This window comes from Alkalispirochaeta americana (assembly GCF_900156105.1).
Taxonomy (GTDB): Bacteria; Spirochaetota; Spirochaetia; order DSM-27196; family Alkalispirochaetaceae; genus Alkalispirochaeta; species Alkalispirochaeta americana.
Genome location: NZ_FTMS01000001.1, coordinates 327501 through 350752 on the forward strand (window position 1 = coordinate 327501; position 23252 = coordinate 350752).

At 59.2% G+C, this 23252-nt stretch carries 18 protein-coding genes; 10 read left to right on the forward strand and 8 right to left on the reverse strand.

The window, feature by feature from the left end; all coding sequences use genetic code 11:
- Positions 1-3: 3 nt before the first annotated feature.
- From BW950_RS01480 to BW950_RS01495, 4 genes are all read left to right on the forward strand, one after another.
- Positions 4-1011, forward strand: coding sequence for an ABC transporter permease (locus BW950_RS01480; RefSeq protein ID WP_143559084.1), 1008 nt, complete (start codon positions 4-6; stop codon positions 1009-1011).
- A complete protein-coding gene (locus BW950_RS01485) occupies positions 1001-1981 on the forward strand; it encodes an ABC transporter permease (protein ID WP_083943631.1) in 981 nt (326 codons plus the stop codon). The genes BW950_RS01480 and BW950_RS01485 overlap by 11 nt, the downstream gene beginning before the upstream one ends.
- Before the next feature lie 20 nt (positions 1982-2001).
- A complete protein-coding gene (locus BW950_RS01490; protein ID WP_076487507.1) occupies positions 2002-3183 on the forward strand; it encodes a Gfo/Idh/MocA family protein in 1182 nt (393 codons plus the stop codon).
- An 88-nt stretch (positions 3184-3271) separates the two neighbouring features.
- Positions 3272-4402: a sugar phosphate isomerase/epimerase family protein gene (locus tag BW950_RS01495; RefSeq protein WP_076487508.1), complete on the forward strand. Its 1131-nt coding sequence runs from the start codon at positions 3272-3274 to the stop codon at positions 4400-4402.
- On the opposite strand, the gene BW950_RS01500 is transcribed toward BW950_RS01495, so the two are convergent.
- Genes BW950_RS01500 through BW950_RS01525 form a run of 6 tightly spaced genes read right to left on the reverse strand, consistent with a single transcriptional unit; the run spans position 4394 to position 12312 of the window.
- Positions 4394-5782 (reverse strand): sensor histidine kinase, encoded by a 1389-nt coding sequence (locus tag BW950_RS01500; RefSeq protein ID WP_076487509.1) that lies wholly within the window; start codon positions 5780-5782, stop codon positions 4394-4396. The genes BW950_RS01495 and BW950_RS01500 overlap by 9 nt on opposite strands.
- On the reverse strand, positions 5779-6540 hold the full coding sequence (locus BW950_RS01505; RefSeq protein WP_076487510.1) for a response regulator transcription factor: 762 nt from the start codon (positions 6538-6540) through the stop codon (positions 5779-5781). Before BW950_RS01505 ends, BW950_RS01500 begins: the two co-directional genes overlap by 4 nt.
- 42 nt (positions 6541-6582) lie before the next feature.
- Positions 6583-6894 carry a PG0541 family transporter-associated protein gene (locus tag BW950_RS01510; protein ID WP_076487511.1) on the reverse strand — a complete coding sequence of 104 codons (312 nt, stop codon included), beginning with the start codon at positions 6892-6894 and terminating at the stop codon, positions 6583-6585.
- Positions 6891-10064 carry an efflux RND transporter permease subunit gene (locus BW950_RS01515; RefSeq protein ID WP_076487512.1) on the reverse strand — a complete coding sequence of 1058 codons (3174 nt, stop codon included), beginning with the start codon at positions 10062-10064 and terminating at the stop codon, positions 6891-6893. The genes BW950_RS01510 and BW950_RS01515 overlap by 4 nt, the downstream gene beginning before the upstream one ends.
- Entirely contained in the window at positions 10061-11008 is a 948-nt protein-coding gene (locus BW950_RS01520; protein WP_076487513.1) for an efflux RND transporter periplasmic adaptor subunit, read from the reverse strand. The genes BW950_RS01515 and BW950_RS01520 overlap by 4 nt, the downstream gene beginning before the upstream one ends.
- Positions 11009-11025: 17 nt before the next feature.
- Entirely contained in the window at positions 11026-12312 is a 1287-nt protein-coding gene (locus BW950_RS01525; RefSeq protein ID WP_159438699.1) for a TolC family protein, read from the reverse strand.
- Positions 12313-12709: 397 nt separating this feature from the next.
- On the opposite strand from BW950_RS01525, the gene BW950_RS01530 reads away from it, so the two are divergent.
- Complete coding sequence (locus BW950_RS01530; protein WP_143559085.1) at positions 12710-14647, forward strand: aldehyde dehydrogenase family protein; 1938 nt, start codon at positions 12710-12712, stop codon at positions 14645-14647.
- 133 nt (positions 14648-14780) lie between these two features.
- A complete protein-coding gene (locus BW950_RS01535) occupies positions 14781-16157 on the forward strand; it encodes a hypothetical protein (RefSeq protein ID WP_076487516.1) in 1377 nt (458 codons plus the stop codon).
- Positions 16158-16249: 92 nt separating this feature from the next.
- Here the strand turns inward: BW950_RS01535 and BW950_RS01540 are convergent, their stop codons facing one another.
- Both BW950_RS01540 and BW950_RS01545 read right to left on the reverse strand, forming a co-directional pair.
- Complete coding sequence (locus tag BW950_RS01540) at positions 16250-16627, reverse strand: FHA domain-containing protein (protein WP_076487517.1); 378 nt, start codon at positions 16625-16627, stop codon at positions 16250-16252.
- Between the two features lie 99 nt (positions 16628-16726).
- Complete coding sequence (locus BW950_RS01545) at positions 16727-17644, reverse strand: HU family DNA-binding protein (RefSeq protein ID WP_083943634.1); 918 nt, start codon at positions 17642-17644, stop codon at positions 16727-16729.
- Positions 17645-17790: 146 nt separating this feature from the next.
- On the opposite strand from BW950_RS01545, the gene BW950_RS01550 reads away from it, so the two are divergent.
- The 4 genes from BW950_RS01550 to BW950_RS01565 are packed head-to-tail and all read left to right on the forward strand — an operon-like array spanning position 17791 to position 23252.
- A complete protein-coding gene (locus BW950_RS01550; RefSeq protein ID WP_076487566.1) occupies positions 17791-18321 on the forward strand; it encodes a hypothetical protein in 531 nt (176 codons plus the stop codon).
- A 7-nt stretch (positions 18322-18328) separates the two neighbouring features.
- The gene (locus BW950_RS01555) at positions 18329-19405 is read left to right on the forward strand and encodes a metallophosphoesterase (RefSeq protein WP_076487518.1); all 1077 of its coding nucleotides are present in this window, start codon (positions 18329-18331) and stop codon (positions 19403-19405) included.
- On the forward strand, positions 19389-20981 hold the full coding sequence (locus tag BW950_RS01560; RefSeq protein WP_076487519.1) for a serine/threonine-protein kinase: 1593 nt from the start codon (positions 19389-19391) through the stop codon (positions 20979-20981). The genes BW950_RS01555 and BW950_RS01560 overlap by 17 nt, the downstream gene beginning before the upstream one ends.
- Positions 20982-23252 carry an FHA domain-containing protein gene (locus tag BW950_RS01565; RefSeq protein ID WP_076487520.1) on the forward strand — a complete coding sequence of 757 codons (2271 nt, stop codon included), beginning with the start codon at positions 20982-20984 and terminating at the stop codon, positions 23250-23252.

Below are 23252 nucleotides of genomic sequence, written 5' to 3' on the forward strand. Positions count from 1 at the left end.
GTGGTGAAACAGTTCTTTTCCCTGGCCGGTGCAGCGTCGGGGGTGAAAATGTTCTTTCTGAAGGGCGAGGCCTGGAGATTGTCGTTTCTGGTGATGCTAGCCCTGGTGGCGGTGATTACGGCGGTGCAGCCCGGCTACATTCTGCCCTACAACCTGCTTGTCAAGTTGAGAACGTGGCTTCCTCTCATACTGGCTGCCTACGGCCAGACCTTTGTTATTCTCGGGGGAGGTATCGATCTTTCCGTGGGAACCATGATCGCCCTGGTGAATGTCACGGCTGTTGAGGTGATGGCTGCAGGCGGGTTTTCTCCCCCGAGTATCGTCCTGGGGCTTCTGTGCGGAATTGCCGCAGGGCTGGCTGCGGGGGCGGTGAACGGTTTTTGCGTAGCCTATCTGCGGTTTCAGCCCATCATCACGACCTTTGCCACGGGGATCATCTGGACCGGGCTGGCCCTATGGATACGGCCCGAATCGGGCGGAGGCGTGCCCATGGAGTTGTATGATCTCTACTCGGGACAGTTCCTCTTCTTTCCTCTGGTCGTCTGGGTGGTGCTTGCCCTTTTCGGGCTGTCCTGGGTCCTGAAAAAAAGCTCCTTCGGGGTACACCTGAAGGCCGTGGGGGGCAATGCCCCCGCTGCGTTTGAAACGGGTCTTCCCGTGGCACGGATACGACTTTCGTCATACATGATCTGCAGCGTTTTCGTTTCGCTGGCCTCGTTCTGCATTCTGGGAGAGACGATCACGGGTAATCCCTACGCGGGACAGGGCTACGATCTGGAATCGATCAGCGCCGTTGCTCTGGGAGGAACGAGTCTGGCCGGTGGTATCGGTGGTCCCGTGGGAAGTGTCTTCGGAGCTGCCATTCTGAAGCTGGTCAACGACGCCATCTTCTTCCTGGGGATACCGGTCAACTTTCAGCGGCTTATGCAAGGTCTCATTCTCGTGGGAGCTTTGGCAGCGGGTGGAGTGCTTTCGAAGAAGAACAGGGGAAAAAGCAAAGATGAATCATAACAGTTCTGGAGAAATGAAGCAGCACATCGCCCGGGTTCTGGACCCGACGGTGCTGGTCTTCTCGCTCTGCCTGGTCTTGCTTGCAATCGGGCAGATTGTCTCTCCCGGTTTTGCCGCGCCACGGCAGATTATCAATATGCTGGTGGTGGCCTCTTTTTTGGGAATCGTAGCTGCCGGTCAGAGTTTGGTGGTAATCGGCGGAAAGAACGGGATTGATCTTTCCGTGGGAAATCTGGTGACCTTCGGGGCGATTGTGGGGGGCGCCGTCATGAGGCAACAGGATCAGAGACTGATGCTGGCGCTCCTGGCAGTGCTCTTCTTTTCCTTTTTGGTGGGACTTCTCAACGGCACGGGGGTGGTCTTTTTCGGAATACCTCCCCTGGTGATGACCCTGGGCATGGGGATTATTGTGGCTGCCACCAACAGGTTTATTACTGGCGGTGTTCCCGTGGGAGGGGCGTCTCCGCTGCTGAGGATCCTGGTTGTGGGACGAATAGGGGGCGTTCCGGGAATCCTCTTCTGGTGGATTCTTATCGCGGTGCTGGTGCTGGTCCTTCTCCATAACAGTCGCTACGGCATGAATCTCTACGCTTTGGGAAGCAACGAGACGGCAGCGAAGCTCTCGGGTGTGTCCGTTGTCCCCATGAGGATTATCACCTTCGGACTCTGTTCGCTTCTGGCCGGGCTGGCAGGTTTCCTCTACCTGGGCTATCTGGGCTCTGTCTACAACATCACTCTGGGGGACAAATACACCCTTGCGTCGGTTGTGGCGGTTGTTGTGGGCGGAACGGCCCTTACAGGAGGAGTGGGGGGATATCGAGGGGTGTTTTTTGGGGCGATCATGCTGCAGTTGCTTGAAAGCCTCTTGATAACGCTCAGGATGGAACAATTTGGCAGGAATATCACCTTCGGGGTGGTTCTCCTTTTACTGATTTTTATGTACGGCCGCGATAAGAAACTTCGCATGTGATGGCGTGAAGGAGAATGGATATGAGTGTAATGAGAGTTGGTGTAATAGGAACGGGTCTGATCGGCCCTGTCCATATAGAAGGACTTCAGAGAAACCCCGATCTGGTCCAGGCTGTTGGTGTGGCAGGAACCTCCCTGGACAAGGCCCGGGCAACGGCGCGCAGGTACGGCCTTCCCAAGGCCTACGAGTCCTGGGAAGAGATGCTTCAGGACCGGGAGATCGATGCTGTTCATGTATGCTCTCCCAACCATCTTCATCACGGTATGGTGAAGGCGGCCCTGCTGGCGGGGAAGCATGTGGTGTGCGAGAAGCCCCTCGCCCTGACCCGTGCCGAGGGAGAGGAGCTGGTCGAACTGGCGACCAGCCGGGGGCTTTTTCACGGGGTGCATTTCAACCTTCGCTATTACCCCCTGGTTCAAAACCTGAAACGGAAAATCCGGTCGGGCCATCTGGGGAAACTTGTGAATATCCACGGAGGGTTTCTTCAGGATTGGCTCCTCTATCGGGATGACTACAACTGGCGTCTGGAATCATCCAAGGCGGGCGACACCCGGGTGGTGGGAGACCTGGCGTCGCATTGGTTTGACATGATCGAGTTTCTCACGGGGCAGCAGGTTCAGCAGGTTTGCGCCGATTTCTCCACGGTTCACCCCGTCCGCAGAAAACCCCTGGGTTCGGTTCAGACCTTTTCATCGGCGCCTTCCTCGCCGGACGATTCCGGGGCCTGGGAAGAGTACCAGGTCGATACGGAGGACCAGGCATCGGTCCTCTTTCGGACAGACCAGGGCGTTCAGGGGAGCGCCCTCTTCAGCCAGGTTGCGGCGGGCCGGAAGTGTTACCTGAATTTTGAGATCCATGGTTTGGAGCAGGCCGCCGGGTGGAACTCGGAGGAGCCGAACCATATCTGGTACGGCAACAGGGAGGGAACAAACCAGGTCCAGGTCAAGGATCCTTCATCCTTTGAGGAAGAGGCCCGGAAATATTGTTCCTATCCCGGGGGGCACCAGGAGGGATTTGGTGATACGGTGAAGCAGTTCATGCGCGATTTCTACTCCAGCGTCCAGGCCGGAACAGCCGGAGATTATCCGTCTTTTCGGGACGGGCTTCGGGAAATTGAGGTCTGCGAAGCGCTTCTGACGAGCGCTCGTTCGGGTTCGTGGCAGAAGGTCCAGGGTCCGGCGAAGGACAGCACAAAAATATGATGGAAAAACCGCGAGGTTAGAGAAAGAACAGGGGTGTTGCGTCGGGGATCGCCGGCGCGATAACAAATGACGGCAGGGGAGGAAGAGAATGAATAATCCTATTTGGCTGATGACCTCGGCATTTCCGGGGCTGGGGCTGGAAGAGATTCTTGCCAGAGCAGAGGGGTTGGGAGCCCAGGGTCTGGATGTTTGTGTGTTTCGTCGCGATGGAACCAGAACGGACCACGTGGCGACTCATATCGACTACGAGGATTTCTCGCCGCGCAGGGCCCAGGAGGTGCTGGATCTTTTTGCAGCCCGGGATATGCGATTTTCTCTGGGGGCCTACGAAAACCTCCTGGGGGGCGACCCCGGGGAACGGGTTCGAAACCAGAACCATCTGCTGGCGCTGATCCGGATTGCTCATCTTCTGGGGGGCGATAAAAACGGGGTGCGCGTGGGGACTTTTGTTGGGTACAACCACGAGCTGGGAAATACCGAGGGCGGTTTCGAGAAGAACCTCCTGGAATATCAGCGCATCTTTACCCCTATCATCAAGTACGCCGAGGATCTGGGGGTTACTGTGACCTACGAAAATTGCCCCATGGAAGGATGGCGCTCCCCGGGATACACGTCGACCTATAACAACCTGCCGGGAACGCTGGCGGCCCGAAAGCTCATGTATACCCTTATTCCAAGCGCCGCCCACGGGGAGATCTACGATCCCTCCCACGATGTGTGGCAGCACACAGATCCGGTGGAGGTGTTACGCCATTCCGACTTCTCTCGAATAAAGATGGTCCACGTAAAGGCCACGCGTCTCAAGAAAAACAGCATAGCGGCTCACTGGGGGGGGATGTATGCCATGCAGCTTGTCTCCCGGGATCTGGCCGAGCGGGCGGGGGTTCCCGTTCCGGCCCACGAGTGGGATCGTCTGAACTACGAAGCCATGCTTCCCGGGTTCGGAGGCAGCGACAGCATGGACTGGCGTGCCTTTGTGGAGGCCTTGCTGGAGAAGGGCTTTTCCGGCCCCTTTTCCATAGAGAATGAGGCCGAGCTCTCGCGGGGGACGGAGAACCTGGGAGCGATTCTCCAGGGATTCTCCGGTGCAATCCACTCGCTGATGCCCCTTCTGTGGCCACTCACTTCCGAGGGCTACCGCTTTGATGGTTCCCGGCTGGAGACCCTGGGAGGAGCCGCTACAAAAGATGTTCCCCTGGTGACGATGGATTCACTCTGACGAACCGGGCTTTCCCGGTATCAGGGGGCCTCTCACGGTGATAGAGGCCCCTCCTTCGGGAGATGGTCCTGCTGAAACGGTAAACCCCAGGGTTTCGGCGATGGATCGCACCGTGGTGAGGCCGAAGCCGAGGCCCGGTTCGTTCCTGCCGTGGGAGCCCCGGCGGAAGGGTTCAAAGACCTCGCGTGGAGAAACTTCGCCGAAACCCGGGCCGTCATCAGCGAATTCCAGTTCAAAGATTGTATCTTTTTCTCGTGGGTGAACTCGAAAAAAGACAGTGTTTTTCTCCTGGGTGTAGCGGATCGCGTTCTGATAGAGATTTTCGAAGAGGCGTTCCATCAGGCGGCGGTCCACCTGAATCAACTTCTTCCGGGGGATTGCGATCTCCTGAAGGAAGTATCGTCCTGTAAGTTCCACGTCTCTGCGGATTGTTTCGGCAACGTCCGAAAAGTAGTCTCCGGCAGGGACCACGGCCAGTATTGCTTGGTGATCGGGAGATTCCAGGCGGGAGAAATCGATGAGCTGATCGATTCGCTCCTGGAGCAGATCTGCCTTGGAGGAAATCGCCTGGAGTGCCTGCTGGCGTGATTGGGGTTCACCGAAGACGTTGTCTTCCAGGGCTTCAACATATCCTTTGATGGTAGTCAGGGGAGTGCTCAGATCGTGAGAAAGCCCCATGAACATCCGGGTTCGCTGTGTCCGTGCCTGGTCCAGGGTGAGACGAAGGAACTCCAGATCCTGAGCCAGAAGGCCGAACTCATCACGATATGCTGCAGGAACGGGGGTGGTTATATCGCCTGCGGCCATGCGATGGGTGGCATCGCGGAGAACGTTCAGTTTGCTGGAAAAGTCCTGCAAAATGGCGGTGCCGACAAGGCTTCCAGCCACAAGGGCCAGGGCTACTAAAGTAAGGGGCAACAGATGCCGCCTTCCGGGATGTCCCCCGGGTGGCTTGATCACGGGGTGTTCGTAGATCACATAATACCGCTCATTACCGGGGGCCTGAACCGACAGGAGGCTGAATCGGGTCTCTCCCAGTTGCTCCTCGATGTGGGTCAGCAACTCCTGTCTGGGGTCATGACTTTCTGCAAGGGCCGTCCTTACCGGATGAGTCCCGGGAGAACCGGCTGCTACCTCCATCTCCTCGCTCAGTACGACAAAGGCAAAATCCCGATTTTTCAGATCCTCCTGGGCAAGCGTTCCCTGCCGTATTTGATCAGTTAGTTTTGTCTCGACCCATTCCTGCCATTCCAGGACCTCCCGGAAGAGAGCGACTTCTCGGGAGAAGGTGGTGATCATGTAGTAGGAGAAGGTAATGAGAAAGAAGGGGGTCAGGGTGAGGGCAATGATCATGGCCCTGATTTTTGTGCTGTGCTTCATGGGGCGGTTTCCCGGGTGGAGGCGGGGGGGCTGCAGAGAAGAACGTAGCCGTAGCCGTGGCGGGTGATGATATACTGTGGATCGGCAGGGTCCTCCTCCAGCTTGCGGCGCAACCGTTGAATGTGAACAGCCACGCTGGAAAGATCTCCGTAGTCGTTTCCCCAGACGGCCTCGTAAATCTCCCGGGGACCGGCCGGTCTCCCCTTCCGCTGGATCAGATAGCGCAGAAGGGCAAACTCCCGGGGTGCCAGGGAGATTTCTGTTCCTTCCTTTATGACCTGTGATGTTTCCAGGTGTACCGATACCGCTCCCAGCCGGATTGCCCCTGCCTCTCCCTCGGGAGGGAGCGATTGGGTTCCTTCCTTCGACAAGGATACACTTCCTCGCTGTTCTACCTGAACTCTCCGAAGGAGAGCCCGGACGCGAGCTACCAGAACTCGGGGCGAGAAGGGTTTGGTCACGTATTCATCGGCTCCGGCGCCCAAGCCGAAGACCACGTCCATGTCTTCACGGCGAGCGGTCATGATGATCACCGGAGTGTCCCCGGTGCGTCGCAGGTTCTGGAGAACCTCGAAGCCGTCTATGCCGGGCAGGTTTATGTCCAGCAGGATCAGATCCCGGGGGTGTGACTTCAATGCCGCAATAGCAGCCTCGCCGGTTCCGGCAATTTCCGTGCTGAATCCTTCCCTGTGAAGATAGGCGCTCATCAGTTGAGCGATATCGGCATCGTCTTCGACAATCAATATTGATCCGGTCATAGCTCTCCCGACTCCCATTATACTGCGTCTGCTCCTGAATCGTTATACTTCCTGAAGATCTACCGTCGAGGAAAAGAGCTTGATCCCCTCTCCGGGATAGAGAGCTTTTACCTCCCTCACGGCCCGGACAAGACGATCCTTTTCCTCCCGGTCGCAATAGATCAGTATCAGGACGTTCTCCTCGGGCCAGACTTGATCGCCCCGGCGTTCTCCGCTCGATCCTCGGCCGAAGACGGGGCACAGCCGGGTGAAGGCCGTTCCTGTCTGGTGGGCCTGGAATCGATCAAAGAGGTCCTCCTCTATTGCCTGGTTCAGAATTATTTCCACCCGGAGACAGCTCCTGGTTTTGGTCATGGCAAGACTCCTTTCGTGTTTTCCCGATGATCCTCATCGAAATAATGCTCGAAGCGTCGCTCAAGCCTGGCCTGGCGTCGTTTCCTGAAAATGTCGGTCTTGCTGTTTATGGCAGCATAGAGGAGCGGTACAAAAAAGAGCGTCAGGATGGCGCTCGCCGTGAGCCCTCCCACCACGGTAATGCCGATGGGCCGAATCAGTTCTGACCCCTGCCCCTCCAGAAACGAGACTGGCACGAGCCCCAGAATGGTGGTGAGGTTAGTCATGAGGATCGGCCGGAGCCGGTTTTCTCCTGCCTGGAGACAAGCCTCGGTGAGGGGAACGCCCCGCTTCCGCAGAAGGTTTGTGTAGTCCACCAGGACAATACCGTTGTTCACCACAATCCCCACGAGCATGACGAACCCCACGGCGCTCAGGATGCTCAGGTTTACCCCCATGAGAAGATGGGCGACGATCACTCCGATCAGGGTGAGCGGAATAGTGAAGAAGATGATGAAGGGGTCCACAAAGGATTCGAACTGGGCTGCCATCACCCCGAAAACCAGGATTATGGCTACCACGATGATCGCCAGGAAGACCTGACCGTACCGCTGGAGGTCCTCAAAATCTCCGGCAAAGAGGATGACCACCCCTTCCTCGGGAGGGACTCTTTCGTTCAGGAGGCGGCGTATCTCCTGCTCCGTCTGGACCAGCTGGGCTCCCGGGGCCAGATCCGCCTCTACCGTAACCTGCCGCGCCTGGGCTTCACGGCGGATCGTCACGGGGCCCGAGGTTCTCCGGTAGGAGGCGACACTGGAGAGGGGCACTCGTATTCCGCTGGAGCTGGTCACGGTGATGCGATCCAGGTCGGGCAGGTGGGTCCGGTCTGATTCATCCAGGATGAGCACAATATCGTACTCATCACCATCGCGGCGGAACTGCGATGCCGTGATACCCTCTATGTTGGCCCGTATCTCCTGGCCGATAGTGGTGATGCTCAGACCCATGGCGTAGGCCCGTTCCCGGTCTATCCGGACGTCGATCTGGGGAAGCCCTTGGGTAAGGTCAGACTCGGGATCCAGAGCTTCGGGGATCTCCTCGAGAATTTTCAGTATCCGGTCGCTGATCTCCCCGGCCCGGTTCGTATCGTCGGTTCGTATCCGGATGCTGATGGGACGCCCCCCGCCCAGCCCTCCCTGGCCGCTTCCAAAGGAGAACTCCACCCCGGGAAAACGGGCAAAATAGGGACGCAGTCGTTCCTGGATTTCCCGGGCGGATTCAATCCGTTCCTGGTAGGGAGGGAGGGTTATGGTGATGGAACCGGTATGGGAGGAGCCACCTCCGAAAGGTCTTCCGGTTCCTCCTCCTCCGGCGTCAACCACGATGTGCTGGAACCCTGCTATCTCGTGACGGACAATATCATAGAGTTCCAGGAGAATCTCTTCGGTTCGGCCCAGGCGGGTTCCCACGGGCATGGTCACGTTGAGCTCCAGACTATCCTCGTCCTGGGCAGGGAACAGTTCGAATCCCGTGAACCCTATCAGCCCGAGGCTCCCCCCGAAGAGGGAGAGGACCAGCAGGGTGGTGATTATCTTGTGGCGCAGCACCAGGCCCAGAAGGCCGAGGTAGCCCCGGTCCAGCCGGGCAAAGAGGGAAGCCATGATCCAGTCCAGTCTCTTCAGAAATCCCCGGAGAGGCCGCTGGGCCGGGGTGATCAGGGGGAAGTAGTGGCTGGCCAGGACAGGAACCAGAAAAATTGCCACCAGAAGAGACGATATCAGGGAGATCACCACGGTGAAGGCAAGCCCCGCAAAGAGCTCCCCCGCAATTTCAAGGCGCTCCCGAAAGAGCACCAGGGGAACAAAGACGCACACCGATGTGAGGGTGGCCGCCACGATGGCGTTCACCATCTCCCGGGTTCCCAGAAGGGCTGCTGGTCGCAGTTTCACTCCTTTTTCACGGTAACGATAAATATTTTCCAAGATGACGATGGAGTTATCCACCAGCAGACCTACTCCCAGGGCCAGGCCGGCCAGGGTCATGAGGTTCAAGGTCAATCCGGAGAAATACATGATCGTCAGGGTGATCACAATCGAGGCGGGGATCGAAACGGCGATAACCAGAGTGGACTTGAGGCTTCGCAAAAAGACAAAGAGGATGATCACCGCCAGGAGAGCCCCCATGAGGGCCTGACTGGTAACCGTTGTCAGGGAGTTTCTGATAGATTCAGTGGTATCGTTGATCACGCTCAGCCGGACTCCGTCGGGGAGTTCCTGGTTGATCCGGTCGAGCCGGGACAGAACGTTATCTGCTGCTTCCACGGAGTTGGTATCGCTCTGTTTCTGAACATTGATGTATACCCCGGGAACGCCATTAATATAGACAGCCTCGGTTTCCCGGCGGGTTCCCAGGGATACGCGCCCGAGGTCCCCCAGCCGCACCGGGGTGTCTCCACGCCGGGCCACCTGGGCCTCCTCGATCTCCCGGAGGGAGGAAAACTCCCCCGTCGTGCGTACCACAAAGTCGGTGTCCCCCTCGATCAGCTGGCCCCCGCCGATCTCCCGGTTCTGGGAGGCCACGGCCTGGGAGATTTCCGAGATCGTAAGGCCGTAGGCATCCAGCCGGTTTCGCAGGAGATCGACCCGAACCACCTGCTCCTGTCCACCCTGAATCTGGGCCTGGGCAATATTTTCGATCTGCTCAAGCCGGGGTTGAACCAGATCCAGTGCGATTTCCCGGAGCTCATCGGGCGATCGGTCTCCTGTCAGCTGGAGCATCAGTACGGGGATCATGGACGGGTCGAAGCGGAAGATCATCGGCGATGATGCATCGTCGGGGAGGGCTCCCCGGGCCAGTTCCAGCCGGTCCCGGATGTCGTTGGTGGCGGAATCCATGTTCGTTCCCCAGGAGAACTCGACGATCACCATGCTGTTGCCCTGACCGGTGGTGGAGGTCAGGGAGTGTATGTTGGAGACATTGCTCAGGAGAGATTCCAGAGGGCGTGTCACCAGGCGCTCCACCTCTTCGGGGCCGGCTCCATCGTAGTCGGTTGTTACCAGGAGCACTGGTGGATCGATTTCCGGTAACAGATCTATGGAGAGATCCAGAGCTGTGTACGCGCCAAAGCCGATGAAAATGGCGAAGATCACAAAAAACGTGGTGGGCCTGTCGACAACGCTGCGTATGATCATCGGAGATTCTCCTCCAGAAGGCGCACCGGGGTTCCGTCGGAGACCCGGTTCTGACCGCGAATGATGACCCGCTCGCCTTCAGAGACTCCCTGGCGGAGTTCCGCCAGGCCGTCTATCTCTATGCCCAGTGAGACAGGCCTCTGGTAGGCTGTGTTTTCGTCATCCACCACGAAGACGTAGGTTCCCTCCCGGTGGTGGCGGATCACTGCGTCCTGGGGAACGACCAGCGCCCGGGGCTGCTCTTCCAGAATGATTCGGGTTCGGGCAAAGAATCCCGGCCGGATCCTCCGGTCCCCCTTCAGAAAGACCAGGGTAGCCCCGATGGTCCTGCTTTCGGGGTCTGCCAGGGGGCTCATTCTGGAAATCCTGGCGGAAAACACCTCTTCCGGAAGGGCATCGAGCCGAACCTCTACGGGGGTGTCGCGGTCGATTCGGGAAATATAACGCTCCGGGATGCGGGTGGTCAGTTCCAGGTCATCGGTGGTGGCTATTCGGGCCACCGGTGTCTGAAGGTTGATCCGGGAACCGGCCTGAAAGGGGAGTTCTACCACGGTTCCACTGATGGGTGCGGTGATAGAGCTGAGGGAGAAGCGCTGCCCCGCCCGGGAGGGATCTATCCTGGCCAGAAGCTGGTCTCGTGTGACCCGGTCTCCCTCCTGCACGGGCAGATCCAGGAGTTCGCCTGCCACATCGGCAAAGACCTCCACCTGTGAGGCGGGGCTGATCTCTGCGGGAATATCCAGGTAGTCCCGCAGGGGGGACGGGGCCAGGGTGATCACCTCCACGGTGGTTGCGTACTGTTCCTGATCTTCCCTCGGGGGGCTTTCGGTCCGGGGCCCCCCGCAGCCGGCGAGAATCGCCAGGGCCAGGAATAACAGCGGGAAGAGGGCCATCGTCACCGGCTTTTTTGATGATCCAGGTATTTTCATGCCGGGGTTTTTCATAACGGGTTCTCCTTCTCTCATCTTTCCGATGTGCTTTTCTCTGATGAGGTTTGCTCTGATGTGTCCCGGGTTTCTCCCGGGAGAGGGGTCTGTAGCAGGTGCGAAAGGTCCAGAAGCAGATCCCGGTAGGTGTGCTGTTCCTGCAGAAGCTGAAGCCGGGCATCGGCCAGGTCTATTTCGGCATCGCGCACTACGGAATAGTCACGGAGCCCGCCGGCGTAGGCCTCCCGGGCCAGTTCGTAGGTCCGTTCTGCCAGAGCTATATTGCTCCGGATCGACTGCATCGCCTCAGCCGAAGACTCAAGAGATCCCAGAAGATCCACTACCCGGACCTCCACCGATTCCAGCACCTCCGCTACCCCGATGCGGGCCTGGATAATCCGGTCTTCCTGGTTTTCTATTTTTTGTCGGGTGGAGGAACCCGGCAGAAATCCGTCCAGGGGCTGGCGCAGGGTCACGGAGAAGCTTCCTCCGTCGTCCCAGTTCCGGCCCTGCCAGAGATCATCCGACCAGGGATCCCCCGTGAGGGACGGGGCCAGGGATACCCCCAGAGAGAGGCTCGGCATCAGGGCAGAACGGGCCAGATCTTTTTGAATTCTGGCCGATTCGATGGCCCGCTGCGCGGCCCGGACCTGGTCGTTCCGGGATGCGAGTCCCAGAAGTTCCTCCTGATCGAGCTGGAGGAGCTCTTCCGGTTCGACCTTCCCCGTGAGGTGAACTCCCTCCATGGTGCGAATCCCCAGGGTGGTTCCCAGGCGGTACCGGGCAGTCTGAAGGCTCCGGCGCTGCTGTACCAGGGCTGGTCTCTGGTTCTCTGCAGAAACCTGGACCTGCCGCAGGGTGAGTTCGTCCACCAGACCGGCTTCGTACTGATTCCGGACCTCCTCTACCCGTTCCAGGGCGGCTTCCAGTCGACGTTCTCCCAGAAGAAGTTGTTCCTCCTGCATCAGGAGCTGATAAAAGGCTTTGCGGACCTCCAGATCGATTTCCCGGGTAGCATCCTCCAGTTCAACCCGGGAGTCCCGGTAGGACTGAGTTACGGCTCGTATGGAATGAATCATTTGGGGCGAGAGGGTGAGGGTCGCCGAGAGGGCTGTGTCCAGACGCCACCGTGCCGGATCGTCCTGGCCGGGAAGGAACGCTTCCGGAGACTCGTTCGGTCGTGCCAGTGAACCCTGGAGGGCGATCTCGGGAATAAAGAGGGAGTGCCGGTACTGGTAGTCCCGGGCAGCCATGAGGGTGTCTATTCTCCGCGACCGGAGGCCCAGATGAGCTGCCAGGGCAAGGTCGACGGCTGTTTCCACATCCAGCTCCAGCGGCGGTTCCTGCCCGGGAATCCGGGTTGAATCCCCGATAGACACTTGGGCTGACAGAAGCGGGGTCGCAAGACTAAAAAAAACGAGGGTTAACCAGCAGAGGGTCTTCATGGGGGAGAGAATAGGAATGTTCCAATGTTAGGAGAATGTCGACGGCATAAACAGCGGATGAATGAGAGATGAACAGGAGCCCCGGCGGAAGGGTTCAAAAATTTCTCTGACTTTTCGATCGATTTAAACTTCATTTAAGTTGCATTTAAGGTTTGTCCTCTACACTCCAATAGGGGGGGCAGGTCCCCTCCTCTTTTGCACCGGGCGGTGATCTTCGGATTTCACGGTTCGGGCAGCCCAGGTAACGGAATTAAAGATGGAGAAGGAGGAAGGCATGGGAACATTTAGAAAAGCAAAACCCTTTTGCAGCGTTCTTGCGATTTTGCTGGTTATATTTCTTGCGTCCAGTTGTCAGATGCTGGGAATCGCAAACCCTTTCAGCAGCGGTGCTGACAATTTTGACCGGGCCAGGCGTGCCCTGGACAGTGGCGAGCACGATGTGGCTCTGATGAACGCTGCGGCCGCCATCAACAGAGACGAAAAGCACTGGCCTTCCTACAAGTTTATTGTAGAAAACTACGAAGGGTCTCTTGCCAAGGTTAATGCTCGTCTGGCCGAGCTGGACGAGAAGGAACAGACCGCCGAGGTTCTGCAGGAAAAGGTGGCAATTCTGCGGAATATGTACTGGTTTGTTCGCTACGTCTCCCGGATGCCCGGAGACCAGCCGGACTCCAGGGTCATCGAGCGGGGTAAGGACTCGGTAACCGTGGCTCTCACCGATTACGAGACACCCCTGGCCGAGGCTCGGGAACAGGGATACGCCATCGCCTTTGCTCAAGCCTCGGTGCTGATTGAGGCGGGGGAGTACGAGGAGGCGATCGAGGCGTTACAAGTCATCACCCGCTCCTTTGTGCAGGGGGCAGAAGAGCGCGAAGCTGCCGAGATCACGATCGCCGGATTTCTTGTCGAGTCGGCAACTCCCCTGGTGGGCGCTCTTTCCATGGAAAACCTTGAGGCGGCAACCCAGATCCTGATAGCGGCAGCACGGTTCGAAGAGACCGAAGAAGTTACGGCTCTCACGGCAGAGCTGAACAGCAAAGCCCCGGACGTTCTCTTTGCTGCAGCTGAAAGAGCGGCCAGGCGGAACAATGTGGACGCCCTGGAAGAAGCCCTGGGCATAGCGGTGAAAGCCAGAAACTATGTCGACGACAACGACCAGGTGAACCCGGGAATCTATCCTTACGCGCAACGGCTGGCCGATCTCTATTACGGCGAGGCTCGTGGTGCTGCACGGACCTTTGACGGTAGTTCCAGCAGTAAATGGGATGCCGAAAACCTCTTCCTGCGGTACGTGGCTTTTGTGCAGGGCTGGCCCTCCGTCACCGGCCATGAGGACTCGATAGAAAAGTTCGCTGAATTTATCGAATCTTCCAGAACTGTGGTCCACGTTGTTCTTGATCCCGCCCACGCTGCCTCCCGTGACAGTGTCCTGCCGGCTCTGAAGAGCGTTCTGGAAAATCAGCGGGGCAAGGTCATGTGGATGTACACCAGCGAGAACCGGGAGCTGGCCGATCAAAGAGTGCGGCATTTTCGGGGAAGCGGCCGCTGGTGGAGCAACAACCAGCAGGAAGCAGAGCGCCTCATCTATCCCGACAGCAGCAACACCTTCCATAACGAAGTAAACAAGCTGACAACGGCAAGCAGTCTGGACGAGGCCCGGCAGTTCAATATTGACTTCCTGGTCAAGATCTCGGCCGATGCCTCTGCAGGCAATACGCGCTCCACCCAACGAAGCGAGGTGAAGCAGATATCGGCCTACCTGAACATGGACGGTTCGGCGCATCTGGACGCGAACAACAGCAAGGTTAATGGTTGGCACGCTGCTCGCGTCCTTGCGGAGAATACCGGGACAATGGATACGTTCAACCAGAAGCTTCAGGAAGATGGCGTGCGCGAGTTTTGGCGCAACGAGTCTGTGAACCATCGGTACCAGGCCCTGGTGGCCCCGGTAACGGTCAACTACACCCTGGAGGTTATCCGTGTTTCCGACGGACGGAGCGTGTACAGCACTCGTGTCACGCACCGGGACGAGGCGAAGAGCGACGAAGTGCTGGTGGGCGTGGATACCGACGTGTCTGCCATCAGATCCTTGCTGGAGCAGCAGGTCCGGGAGGCTCCCACAAGCTTTCAGCCCAGTACCGGAAGGATCGAGCACGCCGGCTTCAGACAGCTGAACTTTGCCCCTGTGGCAAATGCGATTGGGCGGAGCTGAAGACAGATAACAGGGAAAGTTCTGGCGGAGAGCCCCAAGGCTCCGCCAGGGACGTATAGGTTCCTGACCGTTCTGCCGGTTGCCTGGTGCAGCCGGGAAGAACGATCGGGATGATCAGACAAAGGAGATTTCTATGATCAAGTGTGGATCGAAGAGGAGCTTTCTGGCTCTTGCAGTGTCTGTCTTGTTTTTTGCTTCCTGTATGACCGCAGGCAACCGGGAATACCGGGCTGCAGAGCGGGATTACGACGCAGGAAACTACGTTGGGGCGGTGGAGAACGCCGTGAAGGCTCTCCAGGCAAATGACGAGCACGAGGATGCTCCGGGTCTGTTGCGCAGGGCCTTGCCCAAAGCCACGAGTCAAATCCAGGAGCAGATCAGCCAGGCCAAGGCATCGTCCGAGGAGTTCCCCTACGAAAAAGCGGTTGCTCTCTACGAGCAGGTTGTGAAACTTCACAGCGATGTGAATGATCTTCGGCTGGGTTTTTCCACGGAAGATTACAGTGCTGAGCTGGAGGAGGCCCGCCAGACCGCAGCCGAAGCCCGTTACCAGGCAGGAGATGCTGCTCTGGCCCAGGGCGGATTTCAGAATGCCCGTGTAGCCCTGGATCATTTCCGCACCGTGGGAAATTATGTAGAGGGGTACAAGGATACGGCTGACCGTATTGCCCAGGCAGAAAGCGCATCCCTGGCACGACTCTACGTATACGTGAACGACGCCGAAGGCGAAATCGCCCAGGGACTTGGCACCAGGCTGATGTCCGATAACAATCTGGCCAGGGTCACCGATCTGGTTCCGGCAGGAAGCCTTGGTGTAGGTACCCGGCAAAACGCTTCCTCCGTTTTGGCTGCTGCCAGAGCGCAGGGGATCGATCTGCTCCTCTATGTGGGAATTGACACGCTTACGCCCGATTCCAAGGCTGATGCTCGGGGGCTGGAGATCATGGGCGCCAATGCTGTGGAGCTGGATATTTCCTACAGCGTGACCGCCGAGGGTCGCTGGCAGGTCTATGATGTGGCCAGTGGTACCGTTCGTAACGAGGACTCGCTTCGTGTGAGGACTGGAGAGTCCTTGAAGTTACAGTATCTGCGGCCCACGGGTGAGACCGAGGTGGGATTTGATGATGGGGGAAGAAATGCTGCCTACACGCAGCTGGAGACAAATCTGATCCAGTTTGTGAGGTTTATTACCCGAGCCACTAACTTTGTGGATGCCCTTAATGTTTCGGCCTTTGAGAACATGAGTCTGACCCAGATGGGAGAGGCCCTGGATAAGGTTGTCCTCTTTCCTGGTGTTTATGCCTTCTCGATAGAGGATGGTGCCAGGCCCAACGCCGGTATGTCCTTTGCGGAGGCTCGCGAGAGATCATCGAAGATGCAGTCTGTAGTGGATGCCGTTACGAGGCGAGCCGAAGGGATGGATGAAACGGTTCTCGAGGCTATGCGCGGAATGGCCGGGAGAATAGAAGTAGCCGCTGCAAGGGAGACGCTGGGTCCGCTGTCGCAGTAATTCCCTGCGGGAGATGAGACCGGGGGCGCTGTCGGGACTGGTTGTTCCGGCAGCGCCCGTGTTGTATCAGGACCGGTATATTCCGGGACCTGTCAATATCGAATTGTGAGGCGGGTGGTTCCCACGACAACCAGATCCTGGTCCTTCAGGAGCTGGGTCCTGTTTGTCGGTAGTCGCTGGTCGTTCACAAAGGTGCCGTTGGTGCTTCCCGTGTCTTTGATAAAGGCCTCCCCCTTCCTGAAGGTGATTATCGCGTGGAACTTGGAGACCAGGGGGTCGGCGACGATCACCCCGTTATGTTTGTCCCGGCCAATCCCGATGGATTTCCGCGAGAGGACCTTGCTCTTTCCGTGGGCCTCCAGCAGCGGTTTCAGACCGCACCGGATTGTGGCGGCTTCCCGGATTACCAGATCATCATCGCCTCCGGAAACGAAGGTGTCCTGTGAAAAAAGATTCTTCCGTTCTCTCATGATCCTGATGCTCCGCCCGCCCTCTCGGTGTGTATGGTTCCCCGGGGTCCTGTTTTCCCGGGGGGGGCATTATACCGTTTTTTTGCGGGGTTGTCCCGGTTATTCTCCCTCTTCGGGGTGCAGAAGCTGGTCGATCCGCTCCGGGGGGAGCTCCAGGGCGCAGTGTTTGAGACGGGAAGAAAAGGAGATCCGGGGAACGGCTCGCTTGGGTTTTGCCGGTATCAGCATCTCCTCTCCTGTTCCGGGGTGGCGGCCCATTCTGGCCTTTTGAGGGTGCCGCAGGTGGAGCCGGGCTGATCCCAGGGGGCCCAGAGAGACTCGTTCTCCCAGAAGAACTCCTGTTTCCACCATGGTGAGATAGTCCAGGATGATCTCCCGGGTTTTGTCCTGGGTCATTTCGTTTCGTGCTGCCACGTATTGCACCATGGACCGCAGGGTAAACCGCTCCGGCCCCTGCTCCCGGCAGGGGGCAATCGTCCGGTTTGCCTGGAGAAAGCTGTTGGTCAGAAATATTCCCCCCTGGCGCAGACGTTCTTTCTGGTCGGTGCAGGAAAGCCCCTCCCGGAAGGTTGCTATGGAGAGGATCTCCGAGCTTCGGGTGATCAGGGTTCCCCCAAAGAGGGCGGTCTCTCCCGTGGCAAGATCTTCTTCCAGCCAGGCCTCTTCCGAGCGTGCAAGATCGGGAACGTCCTTGCGCAGGGAGATGCTGGCGTACTCGAAGGAGCGCTTTTTCTGGTGGTCCTGGGGGCCCAGAACGATGAGTGACCCCGAGCAGGTCAGGAGAAGCGCTCCCCGGGGATCATCCCGGCAAAACCTCGTCTCCTGAATCATCTGGAGAGAAGCGGTTTGCTCCCGGAAGAGACGGACCTTTTCCAGCCAGTTCTGTGTTACAGCCTGGAGAGCCGCCTCCCGGGGGACCAGGTCTGTCTCTTCTGCTATTGCAGCAAGGTGGGGTTTCATCGCTTCCGGTACCGTCCCGGGCAGTGTCTCCTTGCGGGGGTTATCAATGTGGGGCATGGGTTCCTCCTCAATACTGGAAATCCACCGTCAAGTGTGGAATGCTTTCAGTGTATCACGCCAGTGAAAAATCACCGGCCGTGTCGCGTCGGCTCTACCGTGCGAGCGGTATCACGCCGATAGACCAAACCGGACAGGGAGGAACCGTGGGAGATTTTTTTCATCAGGTACCAAAGACAGTTCAGGAGCATCTGCGCCGAATAACCGCTACATCGGGGTTGCCCGATACCGGGGAATCGCTGGAGCTGATCGCCCAGGGGTGGCTCGAGAAAAGAGACCTCTTCGAGCAGCGTCAGGAGGAGCATGGTCTGAGCGAGGTTTCGTCGTTCTCCGCCGATGAGGCCCACGGGGCGCTGGTCCTGACCTACTCGGGCTCCCTTATTACGGTGGGCCCTCTTGCCGAGGAAGGGCGGCGGGTGGAGTACACCTCGATCGGTTTGCGCCAGGATGTTCCCGATGCGGCCACGGCCGAGGCAACCGATCTGACTGCCGATCTTGCCGTGAATGATCTGGCCTCTTTTTCCCGGGGGCCGATTCACACAAGCTCTGCCGTTTTTGCCATTGCACTTGTGGAGGAGGACATGGATCAGGACGAGGAGCAGGAGCTGCTTGCAGGGGTCACCCAGGTGCTGGCCCGGGATTTTGTTGAGGTCAACAAGACGCTCCTCCGGGAGTGACCGTCCAATGGGTTTTGGGGACGATCTGGCTCCCGGGGACGAATCATTTCGGGAGCGTTTTGACCGGATTTTGCGACGGAAGAAGCCCCCCGGCCCCGGGGAGCTGGCCGGTGATATGGAGCGGGCCTGCGCCGTTCTGGAGAGCGAGCCCTCCCGCCAACGCCCCCCCGACAAGGAGGGGCTGCCCGGGGGGATCGTGCACCTTCGCCCCGAGCTTCCTCTGGTGGTGCTGCCCGATATCCACGCCCGCCTGGACCTGCTGGCCTGCGCCCTGAAGGCTTCCTTCCCCGATCATGGAATCGATCAGCCTCTTCTGGAGGCTCTGGAGCAGGATCGGGCGCAACTGCTTTTTCTGGGGGACTACGTTCATTCCGAGGCTCGGGCCCGGGAGCGCTGGCTCAAGGCGTACAAGGAATTTACCCGGGGGTTTCGCAAACACGCCTCCATGGACGAGGAGATGCGGGAGAGCCTGGGGGTTCTGCAGGTTGTGGCCCTTCTGAAAACCTTCTATCCTGACCGGGTTCACGGGTTGAAGGGCAACCACGAGAACATCACCAACGAGAAGGGCCAGGGGAACCATCCCTTCGGCAAGTTTGTTCTGGAGGGGGCCATGGTGGTGGAGTATATGAAGCGGTTTTACCCGGGTGCTCCCCTGGAGGCCCTATACCGCTTCGAGAAGGGGTTGCCCCTCCTGGCCGTGGGACAGTCCCTTCTGGCGAGTCACGCCGAACCGGCCCGTTTTTTTGACACCTCCCGGGTGATCAACTACCGGAGCAACCCCGATGTGGTGGAGGGGCTTTCCTGGACCGATAACGGCCAGGCCCGGGAGGGAAGCGTGGCGGCCATGCTCGATCACTACCTGCGGTGCGGAGCGTCTCCCGAGGCGGTCTATCTGGGGGGGCACCGGCCAGTGGCGGGCATGTATGCCCTGCGGGCCCAGGGGCGGTTTGTGCAGTTTCACAACCCCGATCTCCATGTTGCTGCCCTGCCACCGGTGAATCGGCCCTTCGATCTCCAGCGGGACATCGTGAATCTTCAGGACCTTTCAGATCAGGGGGAAGCCCGGCATGGCAAAAACAGTTGAGACCATAGGCAAATACCAGGTGCTTCAGCGCCTCGCCCAGGGGGGTATGGGGGCGGTCTACACGGCCCGGCACCCCACCCTGGACCGGACGGTGATAATAAAGAAGCTCACCCTTCGGGGAAGCGCCGACATGCGCGAACGCTTCCGCCGGGAGGCGCAGATCATGATGGATTTGCGAAACGACGCCATTGTGGATGTCTACGATCACTTCCGCGAGGGGTCTTCCTACTACATCGTCCTGGAATACGTGGAGGGGGTGTCCCTGGAAGAGTTGATCCGGCAGCACCGCTACCTGTCGGAAGATGCGGCCCTGCTGATTTTGCGTGAGGTGTGCCGGGCCCTGGCCTACGCCCACGAGCGGGGTGTGGTCCACCGTGATATCAAGCCAGCCAACATCCTGATCTCCTCCCGGGGCGAGGTGAAGCTTGTCGATTTCGGGATTGCCACTATTCACGGTGGTGAGGAGGAATCGGCCCTGACCCGCGAGGGCATGACCCTGGGAACTCCCAGCTATATGGCGCCGGAACAGTTCCAGAATACCCGTTCCGTGGACCACCGGGCCGATATCTATTCCGTGGGAGTGGTTCTCTACGAGATGGTCACGGGAAAGCGGCCCTATCCCGGCACGTTCTCGCCCGAGGTGATCTCCCTGATCCAGAAAGGGCGCTATCCCCGGCCTCGAAAGCTGAATCCCCAGGTTTCTCTCTTTACGGCCCGCATGATCGGCAAAATGCTGAAGCCTCTTCCGGCGAGGCGCTTTGCCGATCTTAACCAGGTTATCCGCCGTATCAACCGCCGTCTGGGGTTGCGGCCCCACGGCCGGACCGATTCTCTGGTGGAGGCCTGCCTGGAGGGTGAGGTGCTGCGGGTGCGGCCCCGGCGACGGGGGAGGGTTATCGCTGCGGCAGGTCTGGTGGCGGTGGGCCTTCTGGCTCTTGTCGTTGCCGGGGGGCTTCACCGGGGGTTGCATCGGGAGTTCTTCCAGGCCGATGCCTGGGGAGCTCTGGATGTAACGGCCCGGGTCCGGAGAACCGGTCTGGAAGCGGAGGATATCTTTCTTCGGGGAACCCTCTTCAAGGACGACGGGGATGGCATACCGGCCCTTGAGGAGGGGGCGTTGCGCTTTTCCGCCCAGGCCGTGGAGGAGACCCCCCAGTATTTTCTCTTCAGGGCAGAACGAAGGCATCTGCCCCCGGGATCGTACCGCGCAAAGATCGAGGCTGGTACCGCCCTCTGGTGGCATTCCTTTGAGGTGCCGCCCCTGAGGGAGGGGCCGCGTCATCTGGCTGCGGATTTTCTGGATCTGCCCGAGCTCCCCCTGGAGGTTACCTTCGATGTGAGGGACCGCGAGAGCGGTCGGCGCCTGACCGATGAGGCCGAGATCTTTCTCTTTCTGGAAAACCGCCGCCTTCCCTGGTCGGAAGAAGCGGCCGCCCGTCTGCGCAGCGGTCGGGTCTATCGCTTTCAGTTTCGCCTTCCCGGGTACCGGGAGCAGCTCTTTAGTCTGGCCATCGGGCCTGAGCAGGCCAGACTTCATCTCCAGGTCCACCTGGAACCACTGAAGGAGAGTCCCTGAATGTCTCTATTGATACGACGTCTGATATATCTCGCCATGGGAGTGCTGGCGGGGGTTGCCCTGTGGCCCCTGGTGGAGCTGATGCTGCTGCTCCAGCGGTTTTTTCCTGCCTACCTTGTTTTTAGTATCGCCTCGGGGTTGCTCTTTGGCGCGGTCATGGGGGCCTTCTTCGGGATGATCGATGGAATTGTGGCGGCCAGGCTCCGCCGGATCATGACCGGGGCCGGCCTGGGCGGGGCGATCGGTGCTGTGGGGGGAGCGTTGGGGTTTGTTCTGGGCCAGGGGGTTCTCTTCTTTCTGAGCGATCCCGGCCGGGGGGGGCTGATCGTCTCTCGCCTGGCGGGGTGGTCTCTCCTGGGGGTCTGCGTGGGAGCCTCCGAAGGAATCCGCCGACGGTCCTGGCTGCGAACGGGCATGGGCGTCTCGGGCGGTATTCTGGGGGGGCTTCTGGGAGGGATTGCCCTGGAGTTTCTTGCCCGCCCCCTGGGGTTTGTGCTCTACGGTTTTCTGGTGGCCGGTTTCTACAGCCTGATCGAGGGGCGTCAGAGCAGGGGCGTTTTTCGCCTTCTGAACGGCCAGAACAAGGGGAAGGAGTTCATCCTGAACCAGCGGCGCCTTGGTATCGGCTCCTGGTCCGGGAGCGATATTCTTCTTCAGGGCTATTCTGGCACGGCCCCGCGACACGCCGAGCTTCGCCAGAAGGGGGGAGATCTCTATCTGAAGGCCCTGGTGCCGCCCGAAGAGGGGACCACGAAACGCAACGATCGTCCTCTGGATCAGGAGACGTCCCCGGTACTGCTCAAGTTCGATGATGTTCTGCAGATCGGCTCGGCCAAGTTTCTCTTTCGGCCCCTGGCGATGGTGCTGGTTGTTCTGGCTACGCTGGCGATGCCCCAGGAGGGAGCTGCCTGGAACCTGCGGTTGGGCCAGGTGAATACCTCCCGTCTTTTGGGCCGTCAAACGGTGGATCTCTATCTGGGAATCACCGATCACGAGGGATCGCCCCTGGAGGGGGTGGCCCTGGAAGATCTGCGGGTTCTGGAGTCTGCCGACGGGAAGAACTTCACCGCCAGGCCGCTTCTTTCCCTGGAAGAGCGGGCCGGGGAGCGGGAAGGGATACGTGTGCTCCTTCTGGTTGACAACTCCGGGAGCATGTACCCCGCCAGGATGCCCGGGGTCAAGGCGGCGGTGCGCCAGTTTCTGCAGGATCTGGATCCCTCCCGGGACCGGGTTGGTCTGGCAACATTCAACACTCATTACCAGCTGCTGACGGCTCCCACAGAGTCTTTTGCCACGGTGGAACTGCTTCTGGAGACAATCAGTCGACCAAAACCGGACGAGGCCTTCACCGAGCTCTACCGAGCCATTTCCCTGGCAGCAGAGGACCTGGCGGGGGTAGAGGGGCGGCGGGCCGTGCTGATCCTCACCGACGGGGAGAACTACCCCTTTGCGGTGCATCGGGGAGATCCGCACCCTCTGTACGGAATGGAAACGGTTTCGGCCGGGGAGGCCCGGGATGCGCTCCTTCGCAGGGGCGTGGGAGCCTTCGGGATCAATTTTGCCGGGGGTACCGATCCTCTTTTTGAGGAGATCGTTCTTCCCAACGGGGGTGTGATTTTTGATGCCGCCGACGGAATCGAGCTGGGGCAGGTATACGGCGAGATTCGCCGGGGAATGCTTCAGGAATATCGTCTGCGCTACCGGGCGGGCACCATCCCCTCGCAGAAACGGTACCTGCGGATAGAGGTTGATGCTCCTGAGGGGACAGTGAGTCGGGAGGGGGCCTATTTTGCGGGAACCCTCTTTGGCCTTCCCCGGGAAGACTGGAGCCCCCTGACGCTCCTTCTTTTCCCCGGGGCGCTGGCCGCAGCGGCCCTGCTGGGACGGCTTCGCTTTCTGAACCGCCGGAAGAGCCCCAATCTGGAAATCCTCGGTCTCCGGGGCGGAGCAACCCGGGTGCTGGATCTTTCGGGTCAGGAGACGGTGATCGGTGCCAGCGCCGATGCCGATCTGACCATGACCTCCTCGCCCGACATGAGGGACCGCCACGCCACGATTGTGCGCGACGAGAAGCGGGGGATCTCCACGGTGGTGAGTGCCCAGGAGATCCTGGTGAACAACCAGCGCACCACCCGGCGCGTCCTGGAACCGGGCGATGTGATCCAGCTTCCGGGCGCTACCCTGGTTTTTGACGACCCCCGGGAGGGGCGGGGTGATGAGGGAAAAAAAGGGGGCGGCCCCGAGGCCGCCCCGAAGAAACCTTCGACGTGA